Consider the following 13,146-nt stretch of genomic DNA (forward strand, 5'->3'; position numbering starts at 1 on the left):
CGCGACCGAAAACGCGACCATCGGCATGGGCGGGCCGGCGATGATCGAAGGCGGCGGGCTGGGCGTGTTCGAGCCGGAACAGGTGGGCCCGGTGAGCATGCAGGCGCCGAACGGCGTGATCGATATCGTGGTGAAGGACGAGGCCGAAGCGGTGCGCGTGGCGAAGCAGTACCTGTCCTATTTCCAGGGTCCGCTGGCGCAATGGGAATGCGCGGACCAGCGCGAACTGCGCCGGCTGGTGCCGGAAAACCGGCTGCGTTCCTACGATGTGCGCACGGTGATCGATGCCATCGCCGATACCGGTTCCGTGCTGGAACTGCGCCGCAGCTTCGGCACCGGCATCATTACCGCACTGGTGCGCATCGAGGGCCGGCCCTTCGGCCTGATGGCGAACAATCCGATGCATCTCGGCGGCGCGATCGATACGGATGCGGCAGACAAGGCGGCGCGCTTCATGCAGCTGTGCGATGCCTTCGACCTGCCCATCCTGTCGCTGTGCGACACGCCGGGATTCATGGTCGGGCCGGATGCCGAGAAGACCGCGATGGTGCGGCATGTGTCGCGCATGTTCGTCACTGCCGGCAGCATCAGTGTGCCCTTCTTCACCGTGGTGCTGCGCAAGGGCTACGGGCTGGGCGCGCAGGCGATGGCGGGCGGCAGCTTCCATGCGCCCCTCTTCACCGTCGCCTGGCCGAGCGGCGAATTCGGCGCGATGGGACTGGAAGGAGCGGTGCGGCTCGGCTACCGCAAGGAATTGGAAGCGATCGAGGACCCGGTGCAGCGCGCCGAGATGTTCAACAAGATGGTGGCCGAGTCCTACCAGAAGGGCAAGGCGATCAACATGGCGTCTTTCCTCGAGATCGACGATGTGATCGATCCGGCCGAGACACGGCGCTGGGTGGTGCGCGGGTTGCGTTCGGCGCCACCGGTCGCGCCGCGCAGCGGCAAGAAACGTCCCTGCATCGATACCTGGTGATGAAGACGCGCAACAGGCTGCCCCGAAAATTCTATGCGCGTGCGACCGAGGAAGTCGCGCGCGATCTGCTGGGCAAGCACCTGGTGCATGTGGACGGTGGCATCGAACGCCGTGCGCGCATCGTCGAGGTCGAAGCCTACATCGGTGCGCACGACCTGGCGTCGCATTCGTCGAAGGGCGTCACGCCGCGCACCTCGATCATGTACGGCCCGCCCGGCCACGCCTATGTCTACCTGATCTACGGCATGCATCACTGCATGAACGTGGTGACGGAACCGGAAGGCAATGGCGCCGCCGTGCTGCTGCGCGCGGTCGAACCCGTTGCGAACATCGAGGGCAATACGCGCGGTCCGGGCCTGCTCTGCCGCGCGCTGGGCATCGACAAGCGGTTCAATGGACACGATCTCCTGAGCGAGGATTTCTACATCGCCGCGCCCCCGCGCGAAGAAGCATTTTCCATCGTCACCCGCCCGCGCATTGGCGTCGCCTATGCGGGAGCATGGGCGGAGGCGCCGCTGCGCTTCTACATCGAGGGGAACGGGTTCGTGTCGAAGAAGTGACAGGCTTACGCCGTCTCGCAGCAGTCCGCTGCCTGCCCAAGGTACTCGGTGACCCAATACGCCAGTGCGAGCGCGGGGAACGCCATGCCGACCAGCAGCGCCGCCGTCCAGCCGTAACTTGCAAACACCCAGGCACCCAGCGCCGAACCAAGCGCGCCGCCTGCGAAGAACAACGCGAAATAGATGCCGTTCAACCGGCTGCGCGCTTCGGCGCCGAGGGAAAAAATCGCACGCTGCCCGAGCACCAGGTTCGCCGCCACACCCATGTCGAGCAGGATGGATGCGATCACCAGCAGCGCCAGGGCGATGGTCCGTGACTCGGGCGCGATCATGGGCAGGGCGAAGCCGGCGATGCCGAGGACAAGCGCGGCAGCTGTAGCAGGCAAGGTATGGCCGCTGTCGGCGAGGCGCCCGGCGACGGGTGATGCGACTGCGCCCGCCATGCCGACCAGCGCGAAGATAGCGATGCCGGTTTGGGACAGGTGGAACTCCGGCCCCGCAAGCATCAACGGCACAACCGTCCAGAACAGGCTGAAGGCGCCGAACATGCCTGCATGGTAGACGGTGCGACGGCGCAGCACCGGCGTCGTTGCAAACAAGGTCCACAGCGAGCCGATCAGCACGGGATAGGACAGGCGCGAGGTCGGCACGCGCACAGGCAGCTTGCCGCGCAATACGAGCGCAAGCACGGCGATCATGAGCGCGGCACCGCCGAACACTGCATGCCAGCTGCTGAAATCCGCGATGAGGCTGGCCGCCGGCCGCGACAGCATGATGCCGATGAGCAGGCCGCTGACAACCTTGCCGACCGTCTGGCCTCGTGTCGATTCCTTCGACAGATGGGCAGCGAACGGCACCAGTATCTGCGCCGCGACTGAAGTGATGCCGATCGCCAGCGATGCCGCGAGGAACAGCCAGGCGCTGGAACTGACGGCGGCAATGGCCAGCGCGCCCGCCGCGAACAAGAGTGCGCCAACCACAAGGCGGCGGTTCTCCAGCAGGTCGCCGAGCGGCACCACGAACAGCAGGCCGAGGGTATAGCCGATTTGCGTGAGCGTTACCACCAGGCCGGCCGCTTGCGGCGGCAGGCCGGTGGCTTCACTGATCGGGCCGACCAGCGTCTGGGCATAGTAGAGGTTCGCGACAATCAGGCCGGCGGCGATGGCAAGCAGCGACACCATGCCGGGGGAGATGTCCGGTTGGCTTTCGTGTTGGGTATTCATGCGTTTTCCTCAGAAGATCAATGGTTTGGTGTGGCGAGCAGCCGAAACAGGTGCTTACTGCGCCCCATCACACCGCGCAGTAACGCTCCTGGATCACCGGATCCCTGAGCAGCGCCGACGCGGAATCGGCGTGCACCACCTCCCCCTGGTCGAGGATGTACGCACGGTCGGAAATGCGCAGCGCGGCTTCAACGTTCTGCTCCACGAGCAGGATGGTCTTGCCTGCCTTCCTGAGCCGCGAGAACAGCTCGAACATCTCCTGCACGAGCAGCGGCATGATGCCTTCCGACGGCTCGTCGAGCAGGATCATGTCGGGGTCCGACGCGAGCGCCCGCGCGATCGCCAGCATCTGCTGCTCGCCGCCGGACATGGTCACTGCGGTCTGGTGCAGGCGTTCCTTCAGGCGCGGGAAGGTCTCGGCGATCTGCTCGACGACTTCCTTTTCCCGCGCGCGCTTGTCGGACGCGACGATACCGAGCCGGATGTTTTCCAGCACGCTCAGGCCCGGCACGATGCGCCGCTCTTCCGGCACGTAGGCAAGGCCGAGCCCGAAGCGCTTGTGCGCCGGCAATCCCAGCAAGTCCCGGTCCTTGAACCGGACGCTGCCGTTCGCCTTGCGCAGCAGGCCCATCACGGTCTTGATGGTGGTCGTCTTGCCGGCGCCGTTGCGGCCGAGCAGGGAGACCACCTCGCCGCGTCTGACCTCGAGATTGATGCCCTGCAGGATGTGGCTGGAGCCGTACCAGGCATTGAGATTTTGGATGGACAGCATGGTTCGCTCCTTAGTGTTGTCCGAGGTAGACACGCTTCACCTCATCGTTGTTGCGGATCTCGTCCGGTGTGCCGGCCGCAAGGAATTCGCCGTGATGCAGCACGACGAGGCGGTCGCTGATGCCCATCACCATCTTCATCTTGTGCTCGACCAGGATCACCGTCCTGTCGGCGACGAGCCTGACGATGAGGTCCATCATGGCGCTGGTTTCTTCCGGGCTCATGCCTGCGGTCGGTTCGTCCATCAGCAGCAGCTTCGGGTCGCCGGCGAGCGCGACCGCGATTTCCAGCGCGCGTTGCTGCCCGTGCGCGAGTTCCTTCGCGAGCCTGGCGGCATGCCGTTCAAGGCCCACCATTTGCAGCAGGGAATGCGCCTTGTCTTCCAGTCCCAGTCGGCTGCGCGGGCTCCAGAAGTTGAAGCGCGAACAATGGGCCTGCAGTGCGATGCGTACGTTTTCGAGGACGGTGAAGGCCGGGAAGATGTTCGTGATCTGGAACGACTTCGATATCCCGATGCGCGGATACACATGCGGCTTGAGTCCGGTGATGTCGGCATCGCCGAAGACCACGCGCCCTTCCGACGGCGGAAACGCGCCCGACAGGATGTTGAAGAAGGTGCTCTTCCCTGCCCCGTTGGGTCCGATGATCGATGTCAGCTTGCCCTTTTCGAAGCCGACCGACACATTCTTCAGGGCCGTGAAGCCGCCGAAGCGACGGGTGACGGCTTCCGTGCGGATGATGATTTCACCGGACATGGCATTTCTCCAGGATGGTTCCCCAGACACCCTTCGGGAAGAAGAGGACGAAGATGATGAAGACGGCGCCGACATAGATCTGCCAGTGCTCGGTCCACAGCGAGAAGGTGTCCTGCACCAGGAGGAACAGTGCCGCGCCGATGAAGGGGCCGAAGAACGTGCCCATCCCGCCGAGCAGGCAGATCATCACGACCAGGCCGGACATTTCATAGTGCAGCGTTTCGATCGCCACGCTGGACAGGTGGATGGCATTGAGCGCGCCGGCCAGGCCGCAGATCGCACCGGACAGCACGAAGACGGCGAGCTTGGTCTGTTCGACGTTGTACCCGCATGCCCGCGTGCGCGCCTCGTTCTCGCGTATCGCTTCCACCACGGCCCCAAAGGGTGAATCGAGCAGGCGTGACAGCAGGAGCAGGACGAGCGCGGCGAAACCCAGGAAGAAGTAGTAGCGATTGGCCGGGTTCAGCAGGTCCACGTTTGCGCCGAACAGCGTCACCTGCGCCACGTTGACCCCGCGCAGGCCGTTCTCGCCGCCGGAAAGCGGAAACTGGTAGACGAGAAAGTACACGCACTGCGACAGCGCCAGCGTGACCATCGCGAAGTAGATGCCCCGCGTGCGGATCGCAAGCGCGCCGATGATGGCTGCGGCGAGCGCGGCTGCCACCACGGCCGCCGGGATCGCGATCCACCACGGCGCCCATCCTTGCGACACCAGGATGCCGGCGGTGTAGGCGCCCATCCCAAGGAATGCGGCATGCCCGAACGAAAGCATCCCCATGTAGCCGAAGAGCAGGTTGAAGCCGACCGCATACAGGCCGTAGACCAGGATATTGATCGCCACCGACTGGTTCGGCACGATCCAGGGAAAGACCAGCAGCAGGAGCACGACCGAGACCGCGCGGTGCGCGCGTATCCACTGGACGGGTGCCGGGCGCGACGGCGTGGCGAGAAGTTGGACTTGAGTATTCATGGCATCAGCTCAGCAGGCCGGAACGGCCGAAGAGTCCCTGGGGACGGATGAGAAGGACGAGTGCCATGATGACGAACATGGACACTTTCGCGGCTTCGGGATAAAAAAGGGCGGCAAGGCTTTCGGCGACGCCCACCAGGATGCCGGCTGCGATCGCTCCCGGCAGCGAACCCATGCCGCCGACCACGGTGACGACGAAGGCAACCGTCAGCACCGTCCCGCCCATTTCCGGACTGATGCCCTGCAGCGGCGCCGAAAGCATGCCAGCCAGTCCGGCGATGGCCGTTCCCGCACCGAATACCGCGAGCCATACCTTGGAGACATCGACACCGAGGATTTGCACGATCTGCGGATCGCGCGCGCCGGCACGGATGATCAGGCCGAACGAGGTCTTTTCGATGAAGAACCAGAGCACCGCCAGCACCGCCGCAGTCACTGCGATGACAAACAGCCGGTATGCGGGGAAATAGCCGATGCCGATATCCACCGCCCCCTGCAACACTTCTGGCGTTTCCATCGGCAGCCCTTGCTTGCCGAATACGATGCGCACCAGTTCGACGAGGACGTAAGCCAGGCCGAAGGTCAGCAGCAACGGGTAGTCGATGCCGCGGCCGTACAGGCGCCGCACCAGGAAGCGCTCGACGGCCATGCCCAGCGCGGCGGTGGCGAGCGGCGTGGCGACCAGTCCGATCCAGAAGCTGCCGGAATACTGGTACACCGAGTAACCGGCATACGCGCCCAGCATGAAGAACGCGCCGTGCGCGAAGTTGACGATGGTCAGCATCCCGAAAATCAGGGACAGCCCGACCGCCAGCAAGACATAGACAGCGCCCAGCGCCAGCCCGGTAAAGAGCTGCAACGCGAAGAGCTGCGGCGTGATTGCATCCATGATGATGTCTCCTCGTGAATGGAAGGTCTTCAGGACGCGTAGCCGAGTTCGCTGCAGCTGCGCAGCAAACCATCGGAGCCGGGCACGACGTAGGGAACCTTGAAGACATCGAAGGGATTGCGGGATTCCTTCGACTTCGATTCGATGATCAGCACCGACTGCACCGACTGGTGGTCGCAAGCGCGGTAAAACTGCGGGCCCTTGTAGGTGTCGTACTTGAGGCCGGTCAGCGTGTCGATCACCTTTTCGGTGTCGGTCGTGCCGGCGTTCTTGACGGCGAGCAGCAGGGACTTCACCGCCGAATACGCCATCGAGCCGTAATCGGACGGGTAGCTGCCGTCATGTGTGGACTTGTACTGCTCGTTGAAGCGCTTGGCGCTCGGCACCTGCGATTCGATTTCCCAGTAATACGAGGTGCCGCCGATGACGCCTTCGTAGACGGCGGGGCCGGCTGCGACGCGCGAGGTGTAGGTGAGGACTGGCGTGACGAACTTCATCGACTTCTTCATGCCGAAGTCGTTCGCCTGCTTGATCGAGATCTGGTTGTCGCGGCCGAAGTTGTTGAAGACGATCACGTCCGGCTTGAGCGACTGCAGGCGCGGCAGGAACGTCGAGTAGTCGGTCGCGCCGAGCGGATGCTTGAGTTCGCCGACAATTTCTGCGCCGACCTCCTTGGCGACACGGGTGAAGCCGCGCGTCATTTCATGGCCGTAGGCGTAGTCGGCGGTCAGGAACGCAATCCGCATTCCTTTCTTGAACGCGTACTTGCCCACTGCCTGGGTGGTCATGTGCGGATTCAGCGCTTCGTGGAAGGTATAGCGCGAGAAATCGGCCGGCTCGTTGATCGCGTCCGACTGGCTGATCGAAATGTAGATGGTCTTGCGCTGCTTGGTGACGTTGTTGATGGCCAGCTGCGTCGCTGCCGAGAGACCGCCGACGATGAAATTCACCTTGTCCTTTTCGATCAGTTCGAGCGCGCGCGTCGCCGCTTCGCCCGGGTTCAGGCGGTCGTCACGCACCAGCAGCTCGGCCTTGCGGCCGTTCAGTCCGCCCGCATCGTTGAATTCCTTCACCGCGAGTTCGGCGTTCCTGACCTGGTCCTTGGCCTCGGCACCATACGGGCCGGTCAGCGGCACCGGCAGGCCGATACGAATCGGCTGCGCGGTTTGCGCGAAGGCAGCAGGCGCGCCTGCGGCGAAGGCGAATGCCGCTGCGGCGCCAAGCAAGAGGACGGGGTTCTTCATGGTTGTCTCCTTTTCGGAAGTTGAACGCGGCTTTCCGGGCCGCGTATTGGAAATGCTTAATGATCGTGTGATAAATATTCGGATACGACTTCTTATTTGTCAAGTGATAAATTGAGGGTTATACTGCATGCATGGGTAATACGCTACCTGGCGCATAACTGGATTTCAGCAAGGAAATACGATGAAGAAAAAGACCGCGGAAACAGCCGCCCCGGCCCCGGCACGCCGGCTCAACCCCGAGGAGCGCGAGGAGCAGATCGTGCAAAAGGCGATCCGCTATTTCGCGGCGCACGGTTTTTCCGCCAGCACGCGTGAGCTCGCCAAGGAAATCGGCGTCACCCAGCCCTTGCTCTACCGCTACTTTCCCAGCAAGGAGGCATTGGTCGACCGCGTGTTCGACGAAGTCTATTTGTCACGCTGGAATCCGGACTGGGAAGACTGGCTGAAGGACCGCTCGCTACCCTTGAAGCAGCGCATGTTCCTGTATTACAAGGACTACGCCAGGATCATCCTGAAGAACGAGTGGATCCGGATCTTCATCTTCGCCGGCCTGACGCGGGAAGGCATCAACAACCGCTACCTGACGCGGATGCGCGAAAAGATCTTCGACCTCGTGCTGCAGGAATTGCGGCATGAATTCGGCATCGCCACGCCAACGCCGGAACAGAACGAACTGGAAGTCGAACTCGTCTGGTCCCTGCACGCGAGCATTTTCTATATCGGCGTCCGGAAGTGGGTGTACGGCTTGCCGGTACCGAAAGACATCGATGCGCTGATTGAACTCAAGGTTGCCTCGTTCCTGGACGGTGCCCCCGTCACGATGCGCGCCATGCGCAAACAATCCACCTGAATTAATGATCGACAGCCTGCTCCGGCAGGCGTCAATTTTCGCCTTGCTATTTATCGTTCGATAATCTATATTCGCCTTACGGCGCAACCATCGGGAGACTGGCATGACCATACGCAAGCTCGGGCATTATTCGATCCGCACCGCAGACCTTGAGAGTTCGAGGCACTTCTACACCGACGTCCTCGGCTTGACGGAAGGCTTCCGCCCGCCCTTTCCCTTTCCGGGGATCTGGCTCTACCTGCCCGGGGACCAGAGCGACTACGGGGTCGTCCACATCATCGGCATCGATCCCCACGACCAGCAAGGCCTGGTCGATTACCTTGGCGACCGCGATCCCGCCTCCCTGGCAGGCACCGGCACCCTGGACCACGTCGCCTTCATGGCGACCGGCCTGCGCGGCATGCACAAGAAACTGGCCGAACTGAAGTTGCCGTTCACTGAAAGAACCGTGCCCTCGCTTGGCCTGCACCAGGTGTTCCTGACCGATCCGAGCGGCGTCACCGTCGAATTGAACTATCCGGCCGAAGAGGCCCAGAGCCTGGCCGTGGCCGGCACAACCCACTGAAGGAGACACACATGAAAAAGGCAATCGTGATCGGCGGATCGCTGGGCGGCCTGCTGGCTGCCAACCTGCTGCAGAAAGCCGGATGGGACGTTCACGTCTACGAACGGGTCGCGGATGAGCTGGCCGAGCGCGGCGCGGGCATCGTCACGCATCCCGAACTATTTGCCGCCTTCGAACGCATCGGCATATCGAGCGAACAGATCGGCGTCGACGTCCCCGCGCGCGTCACGATTGACCAGGCGGGGGAAAGGATTTGCTGCCGGCCGCATCCGCAGACGCTCACCGCCTGGGGACGGCTTTATGTATTGCTGAAGAATGCCTTCCCCGCCGAGCGCTACACCTCGGGCAAGCAGCTGGCCCAGGTCGTGCAGACGCCGCACGCGGTCAACGCACGCTTTAACGACGGCACGGTTGTCCAGGCAGACCTGCTCATCGGCGCCGACGGCATACGCTCGACGGTGCGCGCGCAGTTCGCACCGGAAGCCAGGCCGCAGTACGCCGGTTATGTTGCCTGGCGCGGCCTGGTCGAGGAAAAGGACCTGTCGGCGCGGACACATCGCGACATCTTTTCGTATTTCGGATTCTGCCTGCCCTTGCGCGAGCAGATTCTCGGCTACCCGGTGGCGGGCGCGCACAACGCGATGGAACCCGGCATGCGCCGCTACAACTTTGTCTGGTACCGGCCGGCCGACGAGGATGAGCTGCGCCGCCTGTCGACCGACGACAGCGGCAAGGTGCACGAGAACGGCATTCCGCCGCCGCTGATCAGCAAGCGGGTGCTGGATGAAATACGCCGCACCGCTGCGGACATCCTGTCGCCGCAATTCGCCGAGATCGTTGAAAAGACACCGCAGCTGTTTTTCCAGCCCATCTTCGACCTCGAGTCATCCCGCATCGCCTTCGGGCGCGTCGCACTGCTCGGCGATGCGGCGTTCGTCGCCCGCCCCCACTGCGGCATGGGCGTGACGAAGGCGGCCGGCGACGCGATGGCGCTGGTCGATGCCATCAGCCGGCACGGCATCGAGGAAGGGCTGCTGCAGTATTCGGACGCGCGGGTCGACTTCGGGCGCCGGATCGTTGCCCATGCACGGCACCTGGGCGCCTACATGCAGGCGCAGTTGCGTACTGACCATGAGCGCGAAATGGCTGAGCGCTACCGCACCCCGGAAGCAGTGATGCAGGAAACCGCGGTGCCGCCGGCTTTCGCATCCTGAATTTCCAGCAACCGAACGGAGGAACACCAGATGAGCGCCAATGCCCAGAACAACGCAGTCAACACCATGCTCAACGAACATGGAAAGCTGTCCGCCATCATCCATGGCATGACCCACTTCGCGCGCCTGATCGGGCAGCCCGGCGCCAACGTCGACTTGAGGGTCTTCCGTGCGATGCTGTTCTACATCAGCGAGTACCCCGAAAAAGTGCACCACCCGAAAGAGGATGCCTTCCTCTTTCGCCTGGTACGGACGCGGTCGCCGGAAATCAACGCTACTCTCGCCGCCCTGGAAGAACAGCACCATGCCGGCGAGGCGATGGTTCGTGAACTGGAGCATGCGCTGCTCCGCGTCGAATTCGCCGGTCAGTCAGCGGTGCCGGTCTTCCAGCAGCAGGTGGAGCGCTATTCCCAGCTCTATCTGCAGCACATGCGGATGGAGGAAGACATCGTCTTTCCCACTGCAGACAAGCTGCTGACGCCGGAAGACTGGATAGAAATCGATGCAGCCTTCCGTGTCAACGTCGACCCGCTGGACGGCCATGATGCGAAGAGCGGTTTCGACAAGTTGTACTCAACCATCGTCAACATCACGCCGGCGCCGTACGGACTCGGACCGGCGTAGACGACTCAGTCCCGGATCTCCAGCGCCCGGTTCAGACTGAGCGCCGCGAGTGAACCGGCGGCGCCGGACAACAGGTAGAGGCTGACGTACGCCAGGCCGAAATGCGCGGAAAGACCGAGCGCGACCAGCGGCGCGAAGCCGGCACCGGCCAGCCAGGCGAGGTCGGACGTCAGTGCGGCGCCGGTGTAACGGAACCGTGTCTGGAAATTCGCGGTCACCGCCCCCGCCGCCTGGCCGTACGACAGGCCCAGCAGCGCAAAGCCGAGCAGGATGAAGACCGTCTGGCCGAAGTCACCGCCATCCATCATGAGCGGCACGAAACCGCTGAACACGGCGACGAAGCAGGCGAGCACCCCGAGCGTGGTACGCCGGCCGAAGCGGTCGGCGATCAGGCCCGAGACGACGATGCCGACCGCCGCGATTGCAGCGCCGACAATCTGGATCACGAGGAATTCACTCATCGAGCGTTCCGAATACAGGCTGATCCACGACAGCGGGAACACGGTGACCACATGGAACAGCGCATAACTCGCGAGTGCCGCCAGCGCGCCGATGAGCACATTGCGGCCCTGCGAGCGGATCAGCTCGGTGACGTCGGTCGGCTGCAGTTCGCGCTCTTCCAGCAATCGCGCATATTCATTGGTTGATACCAGGCGCAGGCGCGCGAATAGCGCAACAACGTTGATCGCGAACGCAACGTAGAATGGATAACGCCAGCCCCATTCGAGGAAGTCCGTCGATGACAGGTTGGCCAGCAGGAAGGCGAACAGGCCGGCGGCGATGCTGAAGCCGAGCGGCGCACCCAGTTGCCCGAGCATCGCATACCAGCCGCGCTTGCTCTCCGGCGCGTTCAGGGCCAGCAAGGAGGGCAAGCCGTCCCAGGAACCGCCAAGCGCGATGCCTTGCCCAATACGCAACAGCGACAACAGCACGATCGCCGTAAAGCCGAGGTGCTCATAGGTTGGAAGAAACGCGATGCCAGCGGTCGACAGGCCGAGCAGGAACAGCGCGGTCGTCAGCTTCGCTTCCCGGCCGAAATGGCGCTGGATGGCCATGAAGGCAACAGTGCCGAATGGCCTTGCAATAAATGCAAAGGAAAAAACCAGGAAAGCGTACAGCGTGCCTTCCAGCTTTTGCTCGAATGGAAAGAACACGGACGGGAACACCAGTACCGACGCGATCGCATACACGAAAAAGTCGAAATACTCGGAAGCACGGCCGATCACCACGCCGGTCGCTATCTCGCCCGGGGCAATGCTTGTATCGTCATGCTCGTTCCGCCCCGGATTTACTCCTACAGAATCATTTCCTGCGTAGACATAGCTGCTTGTCATATAGTCTGTCTCCTCTGATTGACACGCCAAACCCTGTTTTTTCCATATTCTGCCCATGGGTAGGACAATATGTCCAATCGCGCGAGGCCCTGGAGCGCTATAAAGTGCGGATTCCTTGATCTGGGATATTGACTTCCGCCCATGCTTTCACTCCAGAATCGCCGCACGCGGCTTTCTTTTCACTGGCTGGCCCTGCTGATTGTTGTCTTTCTGGCAGGTTGCGATACCGTGGTAATGAATCCTTCCGGGGACATTGCCCGGCAGCAGGCCAAGCTTGTCTGGGTTTCGACCCTGTTGATGCTGGTCATCATCGTTCCGGTCATCGCCCTCACCCTGTTCTTCGCGTGGCGTTATCGAAAGAGCAACACCAAGGCGACCTACACGCCCGACTGGGACCACTCGACCCAGCTCGAACTGGTGATCTGGGGCGCGCCGTTGCTGATCATCATCGCGCTCGGGCTGCTGACCTGGATCAGCACCCACCAGCTCGATCCCTACCGTCCGCTGCAGCGCCTCGACGCCGAGCGCCCGATTCCCGCCGATACCAAGCCGCTGACGGTGCAGGTGGTGGCAATGGACTGGAAATGGTTGTTCATCTATCCGGAGCAGGGCATTGCCACGGTCAATGAACTGGTCACGCCGGTCGATGTGCCGATCCGCTTCAAGCTCACGGCGTCCACGGTGATGAATTCCTTCTACATCCCCGCGCTGGCCGGCCAGATCTATGCGATGCCGGGAATGGACACGACCTTGAATGCTGTCCTCAACAAGCCCGGCCAATACGAAGGTTTTTCGGCGAACTACAGCGGCGCAGGCTTTTCGCACATGCGCTTCAAGTATCACGGTGTGTCCGCCGGCGAGTTCGACGAGTGGGTGAAGAAGATGAAGGCAGGCGCCGGCACGTTGGACCGCGCTGCATACCTCGCGCTGGAAAAGCCCAGCGAGCGTGAACCGGTACGCCGCTATGCCAAGGTCGCGCCCGCGCTCTATGACGCCGTCATCAACCGTTGCGTCGCACCGGGTAGCACCTGCATGAAAGACATGATGGCAGCCGATGCCAGCCGCGTCCGCAGCGACCTGGTGAGCAAGGAAATGACGACCCAGACCTGCACCGCGTCGAATGCCGGCCTCGTGACCGCCTCCCTCTATTCCAATACCCGCAACAACTGAC

At 62.7% G+C, this 13,146-nt stretch carries 14 protein-coding genes; 7 read left to right on the forward strand and 7 right to left on the reverse strand.

Features of this window, described 5'->3' with window-relative positions; all coding sequences use genetic code 11:
* The coding region (locus tag AYR66_RS03825) for an acyl-CoA carboxylase subunit beta (protein WP_272938321.1) at positions 1 to 976 on the forward strand (976 nt) is incomplete at its 5' end.
* Entirely contained in the window at positions 976 to 1,536 is a 561-nt protein-coding gene (locus AYR66_RS03830; protein WP_088706426.1) for a DNA-3-methyladenine glycosylase, read from the forward strand. The genes AYR66_RS03825 and AYR66_RS03830, both read left to right, overlap by 1 nt.
* A 5-nt stretch (positions 1,537 to 1,541) precedes the next feature.
* On the opposite strand, the gene AYR66_RS03835 is transcribed toward AYR66_RS03830, so the two are convergent.
* The 6 genes from AYR66_RS03835 to AYR66_RS03860 form a co-directional block, all read right to left on the reverse strand.
* On the reverse strand, positions 1,542 to 2,759 hold the full coding sequence (locus tag AYR66_RS03835) for an MFS transporter (protein WP_088706427.1): 1,218 nt from the start codon (positions 2,757 to 2,759) through the stop codon (positions 1,542 to 1,544).
* 67 nt (positions 2,760 to 2,826) lie between these two features.
* Positions 2,827 to 3,531 (reverse strand): ABC transporter ATP-binding protein, encoded by a 705-nt coding sequence (locus AYR66_RS03840; RefSeq protein WP_088706428.1) that lies wholly within the window; start codon positions 3,529 to 3,531, stop codon positions 2,827 to 2,829.
* A 10-nt stretch (positions 3,532 to 3,541) separates the two neighbouring features.
* A complete protein-coding gene (locus AYR66_RS03845) occupies positions 3,542 to 4,285 on the reverse strand; it encodes an ABC transporter ATP-binding protein (RefSeq protein ID WP_088706429.1) in 744 nt (247 codons plus the stop codon).
* On the reverse strand, positions 4,275 to 5,255 hold the full coding sequence (locus tag AYR66_RS03850) for a branched-chain amino acid ABC transporter permease (protein ID WP_088706430.1): 981 nt from the start codon (positions 5,253 to 5,255) through the stop codon (positions 4,275 to 4,277). Before AYR66_RS03850 ends, AYR66_RS03845 begins: the two co-directional genes overlap by 11 nt.
* A gap of 4 nt (positions 5,256 to 5,259) precedes the next feature.
* Complete coding sequence (locus AYR66_RS03855; protein WP_088706431.1) at positions 5,260 to 6,144, reverse strand: branched-chain amino acid ABC transporter permease; 885 nt, start codon at positions 6,142 to 6,144, stop codon at positions 5,260 to 5,262.
* Positions 6,145 to 6,173: 29 nt separating this feature from the next.
* On the reverse strand, positions 6,174 to 7,388 hold the full coding sequence (locus tag AYR66_RS03860; RefSeq protein WP_088706432.1) for an ABC transporter substrate-binding protein: 1,215 nt from the start codon (positions 7,386 to 7,388) through the stop codon (positions 6,174 to 6,176).
* Between the two features lie 181 nt (positions 7,389 to 7,569).
* Between AYR66_RS03860 and AYR66_RS03865 the strand changes: the two genes are divergently transcribed.
* From AYR66_RS03865 to AYR66_RS03880, 4 genes are all read left to right on the forward strand, one after another.
* On the forward strand, positions 7,570 to 8,238 hold the full coding sequence (locus AYR66_RS03865; protein ID WP_088706433.1) for a TetR/AcrR family transcriptional regulator: 669 nt from the start codon (positions 7,570 to 7,572) through the stop codon (positions 8,236 to 8,238).
* Between the two features lie 103 nt (positions 8,239 to 8,341).
* Complete coding sequence (locus tag AYR66_RS03870; protein WP_088706434.1) at positions 8,342 to 8,803, forward strand: VOC family protein; 462 nt, start codon at positions 8,342 to 8,344, stop codon at positions 8,801 to 8,803.
* Between the two features lie 11 nt (positions 8,804 to 8,814).
* Positions 8,815 to 10,017 carry an FAD binding domain-containing protein gene (locus tag AYR66_RS03875; protein ID WP_088706435.1) on the forward strand — a complete coding sequence of 401 codons (1,203 nt, stop codon included), beginning with the start codon at positions 8,815 to 8,817 and terminating at the stop codon, positions 10,015 to 10,017.
* Between the two features lie 30 nt (positions 10,018 to 10,047).
* The gene (locus AYR66_RS03880; RefSeq protein WP_088706436.1) at positions 10,048 to 10,641 is read left to right on the forward strand and encodes a hemerythrin domain-containing protein; all 594 of its coding nucleotides are present in this window, start codon (positions 10,048 to 10,050) and stop codon (positions 10,639 to 10,641) included.
* 5 nt (positions 10,642 to 10,646) lie between these two features.
* Here AYR66_RS03880 and AYR66_RS03885 read toward each other — a convergent pair whose 3' ends face one another.
* Positions 10,647 to 11,975 (reverse strand): MFS transporter, encoded by a 1,329-nt coding sequence (locus AYR66_RS03885; protein ID WP_088706437.1) that lies wholly within the window; start codon positions 11,973 to 11,975, stop codon positions 10,647 to 10,649.
* A 141-nt stretch (positions 11,976 to 12,116) separates the two neighbouring features.
* On the opposite strand from AYR66_RS03885, the gene cyoA reads away from it, so the two are divergent.
* The gene (gene cyoA / locus AYR66_RS03890; protein ID WP_088706438.1) at positions 12,117 to 13,145 is read left to right on the forward strand and encodes a ubiquinol oxidase subunit II; all 1,029 of its coding nucleotides are present in this window, start codon (positions 12,117 to 12,119) and stop codon (positions 13,143 to 13,145) included.
* The last annotated feature ends 1 nt before the right edge of the window (position 13,146 follow it).

This window comes from Noviherbaspirillum denitrificans (assembly GCF_002211445.1).
GTDB classification, from domain to species: Bacteria; Pseudomonadota; Gammaproteobacteria; order Burkholderiales; family Burkholderiaceae_D; genus Noviherbaspirillum; species Noviherbaspirillum denitrificans.